At 45.8% G+C, this 16,759-nt stretch carries 10 protein-coding genes; 5 read left to right on the top strand and 5 right to left on the bottom strand.

The window, feature by feature from the left end:
- Nucleotides 1-2,266, top strand: a 2,266-nt coding sequence (locus BCT49_RS21155; protein WP_102437994.1) for a family 20 glycosylhydrolase, incomplete at its 5' end; no start/stop codon positions are given.
- A 120-nt stretch (nucleotides 2,267-2,386) separates the two neighbouring features.
- On the opposite strand, the gene BCT49_RS21150 is transcribed toward BCT49_RS21155, so the two are convergent.
- Complete coding sequence (locus BCT49_RS21150; protein ID WP_102437992.1) at nucleotides 2,387-4,474, bottom strand: ATP-binding protein; 2,088 nt, start codon at nucleotides 4,472-4,474, stop codon at nucleotides 2,387-2,389.
- A gap of 229 nt (nucleotides 4,475-4,703) precedes the next feature.
- Here BCT49_RS21150 and BCT49_RS21145 point away from each other — a divergent pair, with 229 nt between their 5' ends.
- The 4 genes from BCT49_RS21145 (at nucleotide 4,704) to lhgO (ending at nucleotide 10,954) form a co-directional block, all read left to right on the top strand.
- A complete protein-coding gene (locus BCT49_RS21145; protein ID WP_102437990.1) occupies nucleotides 4,704-6,044 on the top strand; it encodes a sigma-54-dependent transcriptional regulator in 1,341 nt (446 codons plus the stop codon).
- A gap of 322 nt (nucleotides 6,045-6,366) precedes the next feature.
- Nucleotides 6,367-7,380, top strand: coding sequence for a TAXI family TRAP transporter solute-binding subunit (locus tag BCT49_RS21140; RefSeq protein WP_017107135.1), 1,014 nt, complete (start codon nucleotides 6,367-6,369; stop codon nucleotides 7,378-7,380).
- Between the two features lie 152 nt (nucleotides 7,381-7,532).
- The gene (locus BCT49_RS21135; RefSeq protein WP_102437988.1) at nucleotides 7,533-9,710 is read left to right on the top strand and encodes a TRAP transporter permease; all 2,178 of its coding nucleotides are present in this window, start codon (nucleotides 7,533-7,535) and stop codon (nucleotides 9,708-9,710) included.
- A 26-nt stretch (nucleotides 9,711-9,736) separates the two neighbouring features.
- Nucleotides 9,737-10,954 carry an L-2-hydroxyglutarate oxidase gene (gene lhgO / locus BCT49_RS21130; protein WP_102437986.1) on the top strand — a complete coding sequence of 406 codons (1,218 nt, stop codon included), beginning with the start codon at nucleotides 9,737-9,739 and terminating at the stop codon, nucleotides 10,952-10,954.
- Nucleotides 10,955-11,121: 167 nt separating this feature from the next.
- Here lhgO and BCT49_RS21125 read toward each other — a convergent pair whose 3' ends face one another.
- The 4 genes from BCT49_RS21125 to BCT49_RS26315 all read right to left on the bottom strand — a co-directional run bounded on the left by BCT49_RS21125 (nucleotide 11,122) and on the right by BCT49_RS26315 (nucleotide 15,925).
- Nucleotides 11,122-11,895: an ADP-ribosyltransferase gene (locus BCT49_RS21125; RefSeq protein WP_102437984.1), complete on the bottom strand. Its 774-nt coding sequence runs from the start codon at nucleotides 11,893-11,895 to the stop codon at nucleotides 11,122-11,124.
- Between the two features lie 15 nt (nucleotides 11,896-11,910).
- Entirely contained in the window at nucleotides 11,911-12,660 is a 750-nt protein-coding gene (locus tag BCT49_RS21120; RefSeq protein ID WP_102437982.1) for an ADP-ribosyltransferase, read from the bottom strand.
- 12 nt (nucleotides 12,661-12,672) lie between these two features.
- A complete protein-coding gene (locus tag BCT49_RS21115; protein WP_102437980.1) occupies nucleotides 12,673-15,270 on the bottom strand; it encodes a hypothetical protein in 2,598 nt (865 codons plus the stop codon).
- Between the two features lie 226 nt (nucleotides 15,271-15,496).
- A complete protein-coding gene (locus BCT49_RS26315; protein WP_277869433.1) occupies nucleotides 15,497-15,925 on the bottom strand; it encodes a methyl-accepting chemotaxis protein in 429 nt (142 codons plus the stop codon).
- Nucleotides 15,926-16,759: the final 834 nt, after the last annotated feature.

Below are 16,759 nucleotides of genomic sequence, written 5' to 3'. Positions count from 1 at the left end.
GAATTACGCAACAAAGCCCTTTATTGATCGCCTTGAGCGTCAGACAGGTGTGCCGATTCTAAATTGGCAGGTGGATAGTGCAGACCAAGCGAACCTGATCATTGATATCGATGCGGCACCAAGGTCTGAAATACAAAATATCGACTCTGTAGAGTCCTACAAAATTACCACTCAGGGTGAACAAATCACTCTGAGCTCTCCAAGCCCATACGGCGCAATTCACGGCATCGAAACCCTTTTACAGCTCGTTGAAACCACAGCGACTGGCTACCATATTCCTGCCGTAACCATTGTCGATGAGCCTCGCTTCCGCTGGCGTGGTGTCTCTTACGATACGTCACGTCACTTCATTGAATTCGATGTGTTGATTCGTCAGTTAGACGCGATGGCGTCGGCGAAGATGAACGTGTTCCATTGGCACTTCTGGGACGATCAAGGCATTCGCATTCAAACTGAATCTTGGCCGCGTCTGTGGTCTGAAACCGCTGATGGTAATTACTACACCAAAGACCAAGTTCGCTACCTAGTTGAATACGCCCGTAACCTTGGTATTCGTGTGATTCCTGAGGTGTCTCTTCCGGGTCACTCTTCTGCGGTTGCTCACGCTTACCCGCGTTTGATGTCAGGCGGTGAAGGGCAAAACTACGAGCAAGAAAGAGGCTGGGGCGTGTTTGAACCTCTCATGGATCCACTGAACCCAGAAGTCTATGAGATGCTAGGTGATGTGTTTGACGAAGTGACCGAGCTGTTCCCTGATGAGTACTTCCATATTGGCGGCGATGAGCCGAATTACGCGCAGTGGAAAAACAGCGAAAAGCACCAACAGTTCATTGAAGAGAACAATATCGATGGTGAGCGTGGTCTGCAGTCTTACCTCAATGTAAAAGTTGAGAAGATGCTCGAAGAGCGCGGTAAGAAGATGACCGGTTGGGATGAGATTTGGCATAAAGATCTGCCGACTTCAATCGTGATTCAAAGCTGGCAAGGGCACGACAGCATTGGTCGTGCGGCGAAAGAGGGCTACCCAGGTATTCTTTCTACGGGTTATTACCTCGATCAACCTCAGCCGACTAGCTACCATTATCGCAATGACCCAATGCCAAGTGGCATCACTGTTGACGATAAGCAGCACAGTGGCGAAAAGTTCGTGACGTATCAATGGCAGAAGCCACGTTCAAAAGGCGGCCCACGTAAGGGAACACTGACGATCATTGAAGCGAAAGACGGTACTTTCCGCGCATTCAGTGATTACAACGGTAAGTCTCGTGAAGAGATCTTCATCCTTGATTATGTGCCGGGTAAAACCTTTGTTGGCCACTTCGATAACTTCATGTCGTACACCGAATTTAACCTAAACCTGAATGCAAAGGGGTTTGCTGAAGGCAGTTACCAACTGGTGGGTAACGTGCGTTGGCCTACCACAGGTGAAGTGATTGCGAGCAGTGATGTTGAAGGCAGCGTGATTCCTGAACCAAATGGCGGTTATCCTGCAGAATTAACTGACAAAGAAAAAGAGCTTATCTTGGGTGGCGAGATCACCATGTGGCTAGAAAACAAAGACAGCCACACGGTTGAAAACTATCTATGGCCGCGCAGCTATGCGATTGCTGAGCGCTTCTGGTCTGATGCGGAATTGACTGACGAGCGCAGCATGTACAAGCGTATGAAAGCGATGGATACATGGTCTGAAGTGTCGGTTGGCTTACGTCATCATGCGGATGCTGACATGTTGTTGAAGCGTATTGCAAAAGGCCAAGATATCCACGACCTGCGCGTGCTTGCCAAGTACACCGAGCCAGCACAGTACTATGCACGTAACTGGGAAAAGTGGAATTCTACTGAACCTAAGGGCACTTTATACAGCCAATACGAGCGCCTAAATCGCTTTGTTGATGCGCTGCCAGTAGAAAGCTACGCTGTGTATGAGATGCAAGACTTGGTCAATGAAGTTGCTACGGGTAATCAACAAGCGCTTGAGCAACTAGTTCAGCATTATCAACAAGCAAAAGCGGCTGCATTCGCAGCTAAAACTGTCTTCGCAGGTAATGTGTCTTCGGTAGAGACTGTGGTTGTCGCAGAGAAAACCGCGGAAGTCGCAGACTTGGCGTTAACCTTGATTGCTAAAGCACAAGCGGGTGAAAAAGTTCGAGCATCAGACGCGAAAGCCTACCAAGCGATACTGTCTGAATCAGCGAAGATCTACGATGAATCGATCATCGCTATTGTGCGCCCAACAGAACTATTGTTGAAGCAGCTAGCTGAGTAAGTCGTTAACGGATTAGCGAATAAGTCACACGCCAATAAGTGAATCAAAACCGCCCTCTGTGGGCGGTTTTTTAGTTTTAGTTTTTCAATAGTGTGTGAACTCTAAACTCTATGTAAGCGATTACTTACTATCACTATCACTATCACTATCACTATCAATATTCTGTAGCGTTAACGTGAATGTCATGCCTTGATCTGAGTTGTTTTTTGCTATCAAGGTGCCTTGCATATCCCGCACATTGTTTGCTGTGATGGCCAAGCCGAGACCCAAACCTTCGCCCATTTTTTTGTTGGTATGGAAGGGTTCAAAAATGGTTTCGAGTTGGTCTTCTGACACGCCACAGCCATTATCTTGCACCTTGATGATCACACGTTGTTGATCGGTATGTGCGCTGATAACAATGGTCGCGGGTGTTTGATTTTGAGTTGCATCTACGGCATTTCTGATTAGGTTGCCAAGCACTTGACGAAGTCGCGCCTCCTCTCCCATCACCATCGAAATATTAGAGGCGACACGTATGCGAATATCGATGTTGTCTAATTCGGCTTGGTGAATTCGTAGGGTTTCTTGCAGTGCTTCGGTGAGTGAAACTGGATAGGGCTTCTCAAGTCTTTTAAAGGCGAACGACTTCAATTGACTGGTCATGTTGGCCATTCTGTCGATGAGGCTCATTACTAAGTCCATGTTCGCTTTCAACATCTTGGTCTCACCTCTTTCCATCAGCAACTGATTACTTGAAAGTAAGGTTTTTAGACCAGTAAGCGGTTGATTTAACTCATGAGTAATCGCACTCGACATCCGACCTAATGCGGCAAGTTTGCTTGATTCCACCAGTTCTTGCTGCGCGTCTTTGAGATCTTGTGTTCGCTCTTCTACTCGAAGTTGCAGTGTTTTATTGGCGTTTTGAACCGCAATTTCTGCTTTCTTACGCTTACTGATATCAATCACGGTACACAGGTAATAAGGCGTTGAATGCCAAGGGAACGAGCTAATAGAGAACTGCACAGGGAAGTAGCTGCCATCGCTGCGCCTTGCCATGGTTTCGACACTGGTGATCTCGGCCAGTTCTTGGTGTTGTTCTAAGTTCTTGAGTAGTTGTAACGTGGTTGAATTTGGGTTGCCTGCTTCAAATAACTGCCACGCCTTGATGTTGCTGATCATTGAATCAGAAAGGCAAAAGTAGTTCTTCGCCATCAGGTTGATATCGTGGATATGGCCATGCTTATCGATCAGCACTAGCCCAACGTGGGTTTTGTTGATCATTCCAGACAGTCGCTTTTCCGACTCTTCGATGAGCTTTTGGATTCGCAGATTACTGAGTTTTTTCTGACGCCTTTGATAAAGAATAACCAGCAACAGTAGAATGAAAAGACAGCCAACCGCTACGCTCCAGCTGATCCAGTTCGTGGTCTGGTTGAGGCTGGTTAATGGCGTTAAGTAGGTTAAACGCCAATTGAGGTCATCTAACTTGATGGATTGGATAAGGTAGTCTTTATCTTGCAGTCGCCACACGCGAATATGGGTTTGGTCATAAAGTTCACGTTTTGTCGCTGTGGGCTGAGAATTGAACGTGTCATTGAACCAGTCGGCACTCAGTCGGTGATCACTGGAGAGAAAGAACTGATCACGAGGGTTCTGGAACAGTATCGCTTCACCATCGGCGAACCATTGATCGGTCAGCAACGATAGGTCGATTTGTACTGCGACAATACCGACCACATCTGACGCTCGATAAACCGGCGCGGCAATAAAGTAATCGGGTGTCACGCCTTTATTTTTGGTCACCACCGAAATCGCACCACCTTGCTGGTGGATCTTAGACACAATCGTGCTGGCGTTCTTTTTGCTCAGTTTGCTTCTTTCAACACTCGATACCAACAAATCACCTTCGCCAGAAAGCAGATACCAACCTTTGGTATTAGCGGCTTTATCCAATTGAATCAGCTGTTTCTTAATGCGTTTTTCTAGGCGGACTTCACCATCAATGAAACGCACACTGGTTTCATCATTGGTCACTAGGTAGGGCAGATAATAGAAGCGTTTCAGGGTACGTCTGGCTTCGGCAATGTATCCGAGGAAGCGCTGTTCTGCATAGCGTTGGGCTTGTTCGAGCTTCCATTGGCTGATGCCACTTTTGGTGGTTACCTGAACCAAACCAATTAATAAACAGGCACATAGGAACAACCAATATCGATTGTTATTCATCATTTCTGATTAAATCCTTTTAAAATTAGTGACTTGTCCCTTAAAGCTAGTGACTTGAGAAGGTTTTCGGTTTGCTTTTTAAGCGGATGGAGAGTGAAACAAGTTGAAGCTAACAAACATTAGAAAACTGTTAAAGGAGTGTTATTCAAAGTGGGAGCTAGCTCCTTTTCGTCTGCGGATTTTTTACATACCGTGGGCGACATTATTCTGATGTAAGTGGCGGAACCAAACTATGCAGCGTATAGCTTTGATTGAAGATGATGCAATTGTGCGTCAAGCAACCAGCCAGTGGTTACAATTAGCGGGCTTCGATGTCACCGCATTTGAGGTTGGGCAAGATGCGTTAAACGCGGTAGAGCAGGGTGATTTCCAAACCATCATTAGTGATGTGCGCTTACCTGATATTGATGGTGTTGAATTGTTGGGGCGCTTTAAACATCTTGTGCCAGATGTGCCCGTTATCTTGATTACGGGTCATGGCGATGTCGATATGGCGGTGAAGGCGTTACAGCAAGGTGCGTATGACTTTATTGAAAAGCCATTCGACCCAGAACGTCTGTCTCAAACAGTATCGGAAGCGGTCGACAAACATCAAAGTGGCCAAGACAGAAACAGTCGTCAGAACTATCTGGATAACCTTAAGGGTATTGAACAGGTTCTGATTGGCCGCAGTAAAGTGATGTGTGAATTGCGAGAGCAGATACAAAAAGTCGCCTCAATTGATACCAATGTGATCATTTATGGTGAAACCGGCTGTGGTAAAGAGCTGGTTGCTTCTTGCTTACATGAGTTTAGCCTGCGTAAACCCAATCCGTTTGTGCCGCTAAACTGTGGCGCGATTCCTGAAAACCTCTTTGAAAGCGAACTGTTTGGACACGAAGCTGGTGCGTTTACTGGTGCCGCCAAGCGACGTATTGGTAAGCTTGAATTTGCCGACAAAGGCACGGTGTTTCTCGATGAAATAGAGAGCATGCCACTGTCGATGCAGGTCAAAGTGCTGCGTACCTTGCAAGATAATGTTGTCGAACGTGTGGGGGGGAATCAGCAACAACATGTTGATCTACGCGTGGTCTCTGCCTCGAAAAGCGATCTATTGAATCACCCCGATTTTCGCCAAGACCTTTTCTATCGTTTGAACGTTGCCCAACTGCATTTACCTCCCCTTAGTGAACGAGAAGACGATGCTTTGATCCTTTTCGAACACTTCACTCAAGAAGCGAACAGTGAAACCCGAGTTGCCAGTGAGGCTGATCGCTATGCCTTGTTGTCGTATGCATGGCCGGGCAATGTGCGTGAACTGCGTAATGTCGCGATTCGTTTCGCACTGGATGAAAGCCTGACTGTTGGCGATATCTTGGCGTGTCGCCCCAACTCTGTCACAGAGTCCACAACAGCAGGCATCCCGTTGGCGGTTCAAGTACAGAGCTTTGAGCGAAAAGTGATTCATGATGCGCTAGTGCGTTATCAGGGGCGCATCAATGATGTGATGCAAGACTTGGATTTACCTCGTCGAACATTGAACCAAAAGATGGTGCGCTATGCGTTGAACCGAAGCGATTATGTCGATTCGTAATTGGTGATGAGATTAGAGATGTTGTCTCATCATCAATGAGCAAAAAATGGCTCATCAGATATTTATCATTTTATAAACATTGATCACGCAAATGTAACACAGTGTGACTTGGCTACCTTTAAACCGATGTTATTCGCTGCTTGGGATAAGCAAAAAATAGCTCATTGATTCGTAGTCAAATAAGCAAGAAATGGCTTACTTCAGGTGAATTTTGAAATAAATATCAATAAAAACAGTAATTTAAAAACTGGCATTGTGCTTGCTATCTAGCAATTGTTGTTAACAAAAATATAACGTGAATAACTCTACATGGAGAGTAATAATGAAATACAACAAGCTAGTTAAAACTTTAGCAATCGCAATGGCCTCTATCGGCCTTATCAGCAATGCCTCAGCTCAAGAAGATCGCAGCTACATTTTAGCGACGGCCTCAACGGGTGGTACTTACTATCCAGTGGGTGTGGCTTTAGCGACATTGAGTAAAGTTAAGCTTGCGCCAAAGCAGCACTTTTCTTTGGCGGCTATCAGCTCAGCAGGATCGGGCGAGAACGTGAAACTTCTCAATGAGAACGAAGCACAGTTTGCTATTTTGCAAGGTTTGTATGGCGCATGGGCGTGGCAAGGGCTTGGTCCATATGAGAAGTCAGGCAGTCAAAAACAACTGCGTTCAGTCTCTATGCTATGGCAAAACGTTGAACACTTTATTGTGCGTTCTGATCTGACAGAAACGGGCACCATGAGTGATTTAGAAAATCTAAACGGCAAAAAATTCTCTATCGGTAAGAAGAACTCAGGTACAGAGAATTCAGGACGCCAAATCATGCAAGGCCTGTCGGTTAACCCAGAACAATTTAAACTCGCCTTTATGGGTTACGGCGGCAGTGCCAGCGCACTACAAAATGGCACCATTGATGGTATGAATACGCCTGCTGGCGTGCCTGTTGGCGCGGTAACTCAAGCGTTTGCAGCCTTGGGTGAAGACATTCAAATCCTGTCGTTTACCGATGCGCAAATCAAACAAGCGAACGGCGATTACAATATCTGGACTAAATATGAGATCCCGGCAAACACTTATCCAGGTGTTGATAAGCCGATCACCACTATCGCTCAACCCAACTTCCTAGCGGTTCGTGAAGACATCTCAGAAGAAGATGTTTATCAGCTGACCAAAGCTATCTATGAAAACCTACCTTTCCTACAAGGTATCCACAAAGCAACTAAAGCAATGGCTCTCGAGAAAGGGATCGCAGGTCTGCCTGTTCCACTTCACCCGGGCGCTGCACGTTACTACCAAGAAGTGGGCATCGATATCCCTTCTGAGTTGATCGTTAACTAACGGTTTTCGCCGAATGACGGTTTACGTTAGTTAAACAAATACCCCCTTCGTGACTTAATTGCTTGGTGCACGTTCGCTCAAGAATGTGTTCGTGCACCTCCTCACTTTATGGATTTTCTCTTCGTGTTTGCTGCGGAGAGCAGGAGTTTTCTATGAGCGATTCGCTGCAGCAGGAACTGAAAAAATTTGAATTGCCGACCCGAACGGATTTTCCGTGGGTGGGCAAAGCGATAACAACCATGGGAGTAATTCTCTCCCTATTACACATTTGGTTTAATACCTTATCTACCTTGCCAGAGCTTTGGATCTCGGCGACACACTTCGCTGGCTTTGCGATCATTTGTGCGCTTTGGTATCCCGCCCATATCTCACTGAAAAAAAACAAAATTGCTTTGGCAGTGGATATCGGAATCGCTTTGGCGGCTCTGGCTTGCCTTATCTACATTCCCTTTGCAGAAGATGCCCTTTATGAGCGAGGCGTGAAGTTCATCGCCAGTGATTGGTTCTTCTCTATTTTGGCGATCGCCATCGTTATTGAGCTGATTCGTCGTACCATGGGCTGGTTTATTCCGGTACTTATCTTGGTGTGTTTGAGCTATGTGGTGCTGTGGGGGCAATGGACCAGCGGCATCTTCCATTTCCCAGGCTTGAGCCTTGAAACACTGCTTTATCGAAGCTTTTACTCATCGGAAGGAATGTTTGGTTCTATTTCAAGAATCAGCTGGACCTTCGTGTTCATGTTCATCCTATTTGGTGCTTTCTTAGTGCGCTCGGGTGTTGGTGATTACATCATTGATGTGTCTCGCGCAGCGGCTGGCAAGGTGATTGGTGGTCCTGGTTTCATTGCGGTAATTGGTTCTGGCTTGATGGGATCTGTGTCTGGTTCGAGCGTAGCAAATACCGTATCGACGGGCGTGATCAGTATTCCTCTGATGCAAAAAGCAGGCTTCCCTTCGCGTTTCGCGGCAGGTGTTGAAGCGGCTGCATCGACGGGCGGGCAGTTGATGCCACCAGTGATGGGGGCGGGGGCGTTTATCATGGCGTCTTACACCCAGATCCCTTATGTCGACATCATTGCGGTTTCCTTCTTACCTGCGCTTATCTACTTTTTGTCTGTGGCGTTTTTCGTGCGCATCGAAGCAAAACGCAGTGGCGTGCAAAAAGTCACTTCTGGCTGTGAACCTCTATTGAAGGTATTGCTGTCGGGCTGGCACAACCTGATCCCATTAGCGGTGTTGGTGACTCTGTTGGTGAAGGGCTTCACGCCGACCTATGCTGCGGGTATCTCGATTCTGTCTGTCGTAGTGGCTTCATGGTTCTCTAAAAATCACAAAATGGGTCCAAAGGCGATCATCGAAGCGCTTTCTCAAGGCGCAAAAAACATGGCGACCACGGCGGTGTTGTTGGTGGGCATTGGATTAGTTATCAACGTGATCAGCACAACGGGTATTGGTAACACCTTCTCGTTGATGATCAACAGCTGGGCGAACGGCGACTTGTTGGTGATGATAGCCTTAATCGCGCTGGCATCTTTGATTCTGGGTATGGGCTTACCTGTAACCGCGGCTTACATCGTGTTGGGCACTCTGTCGGCTCCTGCTTTGTACAAACTGATTGCTGAAAGCCAGTTACTCGACTTGCTGGTTTCGGGTCAGTTACCTGAGCAAGCTAAAGCCATCTTCATGTTGGCGGCGCCAGAAAAATTAGACTTACTGAATGCGCCAATGGCTCTCGAAACAGCCAAAGAGATGATTGCTTTAGTCCCTGCTGATTTCGTGGAGACCCTGCTTGAGCAAAGCTTGGGCTTAGAAGCGATCAGCCTTGCACTGCTTTCTGCACACTTGATCATCTTCTGGTTGTCGCAAGACAGTAACGTCACCCCGCCAGTTTGCTTAACTGCGTTTGCCGCCGCGACCATTGCTAAAACCCCACCAATGAGAACCGGTTTAATGGCATGGAAGATCGCAAAAGGCTTGTACTTAGTGCCATTGTTGATTGCCTACACTAACTTGGTAAGTTGGGATGTGACCTCCGTTTTGGTCACGGGTGGTTTTGCTATTATTGGTACTTACGCGTTTGTTGCTGCGATTGAAGGCTATCTAGAAAGTAAAATTAATCTGCTGACTCGTGTTGTGTTAATCGTGCTGGGTGTGGCATTGGTTTGGCCTGATATTTCAGTCGTGATTCGCCTAGTGTGCGTAGCGCTTTTCGTTGGTCTCTTTATTCACACGGCTCGTCAATACGACGCTAATCAAGTGAAAAAGGAATCGGAAGATGAGCAAGAATCGTTGTCTCCAACTGAACCTGACACTGTCGCGTCTTCCCTATAATTAAAAGGATTGAATGTAGGAATATTATGAACTCAACATACGACTATATTATCGTTGGTGGTGGCATTGTTGGCGTGTCGACGGCATGGCAATTACAGCAAGCTCACCCTGATAAAAGTATCCTTTTAGTCGAAAAGGAGCGGGGCTTCGCGCAGCACCAAACTGGCCATAACAGTGGTGTGGTTCACGCTGGCGTTTACTACGCTCCGGGCAGTTTAAAGGCGGATTTTTGTAAGCGTGGCGTAGAGCGCACCATCGCCTTTTGCAGCCAACACGATATCCCTGTCGAAAACTGTGGCAAGCTGTTGGTCGCGACCAATGAGCAGGAAGTGGAGCGCATGAACGCGCTCTATCAACGTTGTCATGATAACGACATTGATGTCGACCTCTTAGATCAAGCGCAACTGAAACTTGCCGAGCCGAACATCACGGGCTTGGGCGCGATTTATGTCAAAACCACGAGTATCGTCGACTACAAAAAAGTCACCGAAGTGATGGCTCAAGAGTTTGTAGAAGCAGGAGGCAAACTTAGCCTTGGTACTGAAGTGATCTTGGCCGATGAGCAAGAAGATGAGGTGCAGTTAACGTGTAAAGTCGATGGTCAAACTCTACAACTGAACAGCCGATTCTTGATCACATGCTCTGGCTTAATGGCCGATAGAATGACCAGCATGCTTGGCATAGAAACCGATTTCCAAATCGTGCCTTATCGCGGTGAGTACTATCAGCTGGACGCCAAACATAACCAAGTGGTGAATCATCTTATCTATCCGATCCCTGACCCAGAACTGCCATTCTTGGGCGTGCATTTAACACGCATGATTGATGGCTCCGTAACAGTAGGGCCAAATGCAGTTCAAGGCTGGAAGCGAGAAGGTTATGGCAAGCTTAACTTTAGTTTCAAGGACACTTGGCAGATGCTGAGTTTTGCGGGCTTTTGGAAAGTGACTGCGAATAATCTAAAAACCGGTTTGGTCGAGTTTAAAAACTCGTGGTGGAAGCCGGGCTATCTAAAGCTAGTGAACAAATATTGCCCGAGCATTACGGTGTCAGATTTCAAACCATACCCAGCAGGCATTCGTGCCCAAGCGGTCCTCAAAGATGGCACCTTGGTTCATGATTTTCTGTTTGCCGAAAGCCCAAGAAGCTTGCATGTGTGCAATGCGCCATCGCCGGCGGCGACATCAGCAATGCCGATTGGTGAGTATATTTGTGGCAAGGTGATGCGTAAAACCGCAAGCTAATAGCGCTAGATTAGCGAATCGCAATAATAAAAAAGACCATCATTATGATGGTCTTTTTGTGTTTAAGCGTTCGTTAAGAACATAACCTGAGAAGACGGTGCATTACGCCATAGACAGGTGCATTACGCCATAGACAGGTGTATTACGTCATCGACAGGTACATAACGCTACAGGCAGTAGAGGGAACTGCGATTTCTAAGGGAGACTTCTTCACCATTAAAGCTATCGTATATATGGATATCGGGTTCAGCCTTAAGATAACGACTAGGATTCTTAACCTCTCTCATCTTGATGTAGTTTTTGTGTGGCGCTATTTTTTCAATCGCTTCTACTCGATAGTAAGTGTTGGGTTTAGCGAGTATTTCAGCTTCATCCGGTTTGAACGTGTAAGCATTGATCGCTCGACCTGCTGACTTTAACTCAATTTTGAATTGAGCTGCAGAGGCGCCTTCGTAAATGCCAGCAGACGAAAAGTTCTTGGCAACACTCGGTAATGTCGAAGTCGATAAAAACGCTTTCTCGTGCAGAATGTCACCAACATTTAGCTTATCCAGTAGCGTATTTTTTATCGATGAGCCACGGTAGACTGTACCCTTGTAGTTGGGTAATTTATTCATCACATTCCGCATATGAAAGACTCGCGACTTTAATGTACGACCAAACATTTCTGACAAATACCCTTCAGGTTCTCCAGCCCGCATGTATTCATTGACCACGTCGTGATCCACTCGGCCATAGTTTTTGATTGCGGAATATTCTTCAGGCACCATCTTTTTTTCTGCGTTGACATGATGAGTGGTAGCCCAGTCCATTAAGTTGTCAGCAATTTGTTGCTGGGTTTCATGGGAGAGTGAACGTCCTTTAAATTCCGCAAACTCCTCACTTTGTACCGAAAAACTTGTCAGTAAAGAGAGACAAAGCACCCAAATAAATTTTTTCATTGCTTGATCCTTAGCTTATGTACAAACGAGAGAGTGCCAAAATGACGCTTCTACTTCTTTGCCTGAATAGAGATTATATTTCTGAGTATTTTTGACGGCAGACGCCTTCACCGTCTCCACGCCGATGTAGGTATGGGTAGAGTTTCGCTCTATCTGGGTGATTCGAAAGTGTGCATTTGGCGCAAATAGAACCTCTGCTTCTTTGCTGTATTCCGAAAGCCCGGCAATGGTGTGACCCCCTTGATTAATCTTTACTTCAAACAGGACTCGCTTGAGCCTTTGTGGGGAGTTGGGGTGCACTACCGAAAAGCGTTTAGCGACTTCTGGGAGAGTAGAGGTTGAAGTAAATGCTGGCTCGACCAACACGTCCCCCTCTTCGAGCTTGTTAAGCAGCGATAGTTTTACCCAAGTCCCTCGATAGGTGGTCCCTTTGTATTTTGGCAGCTTGTTGAGGGCCGATTTAACCGTGCGAATGTACTGCCTCGCATCCGCCCCCGCGACGCCCCATGTTGAGGTGTCAGTTGCTCTTAGGTAGTCATTAGCGGTCTGATAGCCGGAAATTGAAAAGTCTTCCACGGCTTCCTTTTCATTGGCAGTTATGAATGAGTAGCGCCAACCACTGGAAGCCTTTGACCAGTCTTTGAAATCTTCTGCTAGTTGGATGATCTCTTCCTCAGAACGGTTTGGCTGTTTGAGCGTATCAAACGGCTGAGAGAAGCCAGCAAAACTCAAACAACAGAGAAGTAATAAAAAACGAGTATTCATAGTGTCCGTCCTTTATTGGTATCGGTAGCTGTTAGGGCTTAAATCACATGGAATGCCGAAACTGTTCTGATTGATTACGGCAGACTGAAGTGCGCTAAACATATTAAGTTGTTGTCGAGTGACTGCGTCGTACCATTCAGAGAGCGGTGAGATCCAATACAGGTCATCATTTGCTGCAACATCAAGGAGTGCGCTCTTAAGGTATGGGTAGTAAATCATGCAGCTACGACCCGGTTGATTGGTAAAGTTTTCGTTGGTGTTGCTTAATTTATCGAGCTTTTGATTGAGTTCAGACGTTGGGTTAAAGATGGCGTCAATAGAGCGCTCGATACGGGCATCATAGCTATCAGGGATAATGTCTGAAATCAGGTATCGCATTAGGTGCGCGGGTAGCATCTCTGAAAATAGAGCGGTAACCTCTTCTTCCCCAGAGGCGTAATGTCCCGTAGAGATATGTTGAGAGTGGATGATAGACGTGTAGCGTTGGAATTGACCCACTTGCGAATGTAGCCACTCAATACCGTTGCTGTCTGAGACGCTTATCGCCTCGGCAAGTCGAGTTTTCACTATCCCTTTGGCCAGTTGTAGCGTATTACCTTGTAGGTCAGTAATGTCTAGCGATGAAGACTTGAGTGCTGAGTAAATTAATGGCGCGTTAGTTTCGAGATCGGCACTACCTGGATAAGTAAAACTAAAAAACTCTACTGCTTGTTTGGCCTGCCATTCACTTGCCAGTGCGACAGCTATGAGGCTTTCAAGTTTTTGATAGCGCTTTGAGTGCACATAGGCGCTTTTGCCGGAGTAGTTTGCGTGCCAATTGTTGATGTAATGCAACGACGATTGGCGTGATAGGTTCTGTGTTTGAAGATACGAATTGCTCCAGCCTGCACATGAACTGCCACCCGTGCATTGACCTCCAAGTTGCGCGGTTGAATCTAATAGCCAGTGATAAACCTGCTGTTTATCGAATTCGGCTTGTTGTTTTAGGCGCTGCTGTGCAGAAAAGTTCAAGATCTGTTGCTCTAACCAATGCTCCTCGTCTTCTGAGTTCCAGCCGTCGGCAATTAAGGTGCTTAACGTATCGAAAAGAACTCGCTTCACCGCTTCTTTATTCGGCGGGTAGATTTGCGCAATAACCGTATCTTCAGATGGATTAAACGGGCGAGTTTCCGCTGGTATCCAAGCATATTCGACACAGCCACGAAAATTCGGGTCTCCTCCGAGAATACCAATACGAACGCATTTCTCGTAACCACTTTGAAGGACGATCTCTTTGTTGCGTATTTCTTGTGACGTTGCTGGTCGTCCTAGAATACTCCGTGTCATCTCATCAATGGCGCTGCGCTCAGCTTGCGCCTTAAAGAAGTTATGCATGGTCTCTACAGAGCCTGAACGGAATAGTCGTTCAACGACGACTTCACCTTGTGTAAACATCTCTTTTTGCAACTTACTCTTGAGCAAATTGACATGGTTGTCCGCGGTTTCAATGATCTGCGTCTTTGCTGCTAACGTTCGGGTATAAAGTTCTTCAACAGCGGCTTGGTCAAGCCCTGGAATTTGTCCCGATCGTAAGGCATCAAGTTTGGCAATAGCTTCATCCAGTAGTTGCTGTTGGCAGTGTTGGAGTTTGGCAAGAGCTCGATTGGCTTGGCGTTTTGACGGCACCGCTGGTGGGCGGTTATTGTTTTCTTCAACATCTTGTTGAGGGTAAAGCTCTGCCAATGCTTGGGTTTCTTCGTTACAGCTTAAGGCAATGTCTGATGCAAACAGGCGAGAGCCTTGATGGTCGATTGCAAACTGGCTAAAGAGGGTTTTGCGCAGTTCTTGCTCGACACCTGTAATCAGCTCTTCTGCCATGATGGTTTGAGCTTGAACGACTTCTTGATAATGCTGTTGGTATTTGAGTGCAATATCGGTCGCGAAGCCTTGTGCTACTGCGTTTAACATGGCCTGCTGTTTGGATGCGAGTTCAGCCCAATGGTTTTTGTCTCTTAGATCTTGCTGAGTAATCAGGTCATCATGAACGCGATAACTATAATGGTCACCCGCCGCAATCCTATCCCAACGGCTATTCAATATTTGACGATCTATTTCTCTGGCTGGAAGCTTTAATACGCCAAACCAATCGACTAACTCCATAACGGTGGCAAACCTATCATAAGAGGTGCGCGATTCGTCTTGAAAGCTATTGGCAACGCTTTTTGCCCAAAGGCCGACAGCCACCGCATCACCAATTGGCCCCAAGGCTTCTAACGCGTCTTTTGCTATGCCACTGGTCGATCGCCCCAAGGTTTCCATTAATCGTGTCGCTTCTACCGGTTCAATCGCAATCGCCGAGGCTGGCCCTGTCTCCAGTAATGTGGCGGTTTCTGGCAAAATATCACTGGCTTCGGATAGAGATGGTTTTAAGTCGATAATGTGTTCCGGCGCCGATGGGAAAAGGTTTTCAGGGGTAATGCCATCACTAAATGCATCGTAATTTTTTTGGCGGATTTGGTGGAAGCTCTCGCTATCTAAGACGTTATATTCGTCCCCAATCTTACAGATTTCAAAAGCATTGACACTGGATGAAATCATGGCCGTAATGAGCGTTAATCGTTTTAACTTCATAGGGTTATCCTTGTTTTTTGCGAAGTTGTTTACTTATTTTAGAAAGCAAAAAGCCTCTCCTTGCCGATATGGCAAAGAGAAAACTAGGGGTTTATGTTGTTGGGTGGACACGGTAAATCGCTAATCAAGCCACCTTGTAAGGTGACTTGATTGTTTAACTCAGATGTTGTGAGTTGGGGGAGTGGTTTCCCCTATTTAGTGTTAAGTGAATACAGGGTTTAACTGTTTAGTTTGAACGTGCGTACCGCTTGCGGGAGCCATTGTGATGGATGTCCACAAGACTCTGATTAATTTCTCCAGCGACAAGTGTTTGCTCTACCGTCGCGGTGGTTATTTGAGACTTCATATCTTCAATAGTGGTGATTGAGTTGCTGGCCTCGTGTTGAAGTGAGGTGATAACTTCTTTAACTTTGGTGGTACTTTGTTGAGTACGGTTAGCGAGGTGGCGAACCTCATCGGCTAAGATGGCAAAGCTAAGTCCTTGAACACCAGCGAGTGCAGCTTCGATGGGGGCACTAAATTTGTACTCCAACGGTTTTCTGTTACTTACGGTTGACGATTTTTTGAAATTCTTCCAATTCAATAAGCTCGTCGTCATGATTAAAATGACAGTTAATCCCGTAAAAGAAATAATGCTTTTTAGTTTATTACTCATAACTAACCCCAATATAAGTAGTGTTTGATTTGTATAATTCAGGGTTGTCCCTGTTGAATTGAAAACAAAACTTATAAAATGTACATATAAACTCGAATAATTTATAGATAATATACATCCGTTTGATATATGCAATATTTATTATATGTATTGGTTGTCTGTTTCTATGATTATGTGGAGTGCTGGGTTTAATTGAACCAGTTCTTCCTTATGTCGACGATCTGGTCTTACTTGTTGTTTTTGTTGGCTATATCTTTGTTATCGTTTACTCCTTTTTTGGTATTTATCCTCTTTTATTATATGGGCATGATGTTGAGCTTCGTTAAATAAGTAATTAAATGAGCGTTTGTGAAATTATATTTAAATTGGCGTTTGGATTTGGGTGCTAGGTATTCGTTTAACGGGTTAGATAACAATGGAATAAGCATTAACTAATTAAGTGATCGCTTTATTATTCGTGTTGGTTATTTATAGAATTGAATATAAGGTGGATGTATTAGTAGTAAGGACTTCGAATTACTTAATTAAAATATAACCTCTTATTTATATTTAGGTATGCTTAATTAGCTTTTGGTGAAGTAACTATTTTCATCTACATCTATGTTGCCACTGACAAAAAACGCAGCCAGTCAGCTGCGTTATGTTTTTTGCCTAAGTGGTTAGCCAATTGGTTGGCCGAGTAAACCTAGTGATTAGTTACAGCCAATCCGGCACAAAGTTAGCGACGATGGTGACATCGTTAAAGTTACGGTAGCCGCGCACCATGATGTTGAATTCCCCCGCAGGCATGTCTAATACACACTGTTCGTTGCTGTTGTTCGGCTTTGTTGCGTA

This window comes from Vibrio lentus, from assembly GCF_002875945.1.
In the GTDB taxonomy this organism is placed as follows: Bacteria; Pseudomonadota; Gammaproteobacteria; order Enterobacterales; family Vibrionaceae; genus Vibrio; species Vibrio apostichopi.
This window is presented reverse-complemented; position numbering and strand designations above follow the sequence as displayed.

Bases quoted from the DNA above. Each gene is read 5' to 3' on its own strand.
- BCT49_RS21115 (WP_102437980.1), bottom strand. From the start codon at position 15,270: ATGAAGTTAAAACGATTAACGCTCATTACGGCCATGATTTCATCCAGT.
- lhgO (WP_102437986.1), top strand. From the start codon at position 9,737: ATGAACTCAACATACGACTATATTATCGTTGGTGGTGGCATTGTTGGC.
- BCT49_RS21150 (WP_102437992.1), bottom strand. From the start codon at position 4,474: ATGATGAATAACAATCGATATTGGTTGTTCCTATGTGCCTGTTTATTA.
- BCT49_RS21145 (WP_102437990.1), top strand. From the start codon at position 4,704: ATGCAGCGTATAGCTTTGATTGAAGATGATGCAATTGTGCGTCAAGCA.
- BCT49_RS21140 (WP_017107135.1), top strand. From the start codon at position 6,367: ATGAAATACAACAAGCTAGTTAAAACTTTAGCAATCGCAATGGCCTCT.
- BCT49_RS21120 (WP_102437982.1), bottom strand. From the start codon at position 12,660: ATGAATACTCGTTTTTTATTACTTCTCTGTTGTTTGAGTTTTGCTGGC.
- BCT49_RS21125 (WP_102437984.1), bottom strand. From the start codon at position 11,895: ATGAAAAAATTTATTTGGGTGCTTTGTCTCTCTTTACTGACAAGTTTT.
- BCT49_RS21135 (WP_102437988.1), top strand. From the start codon at position 7,533: ATGAGCGATTCGCTGCAGCAGGAACTGAAAAAATTTGAATTGCCGACC.
- BCT49_RS26315 (WP_277869433.1), bottom strand. From the start codon at position 15,925: ATGAGTAATAAACTAAAAAGCATTATTTCTTTTACGGGATTAACTGTC.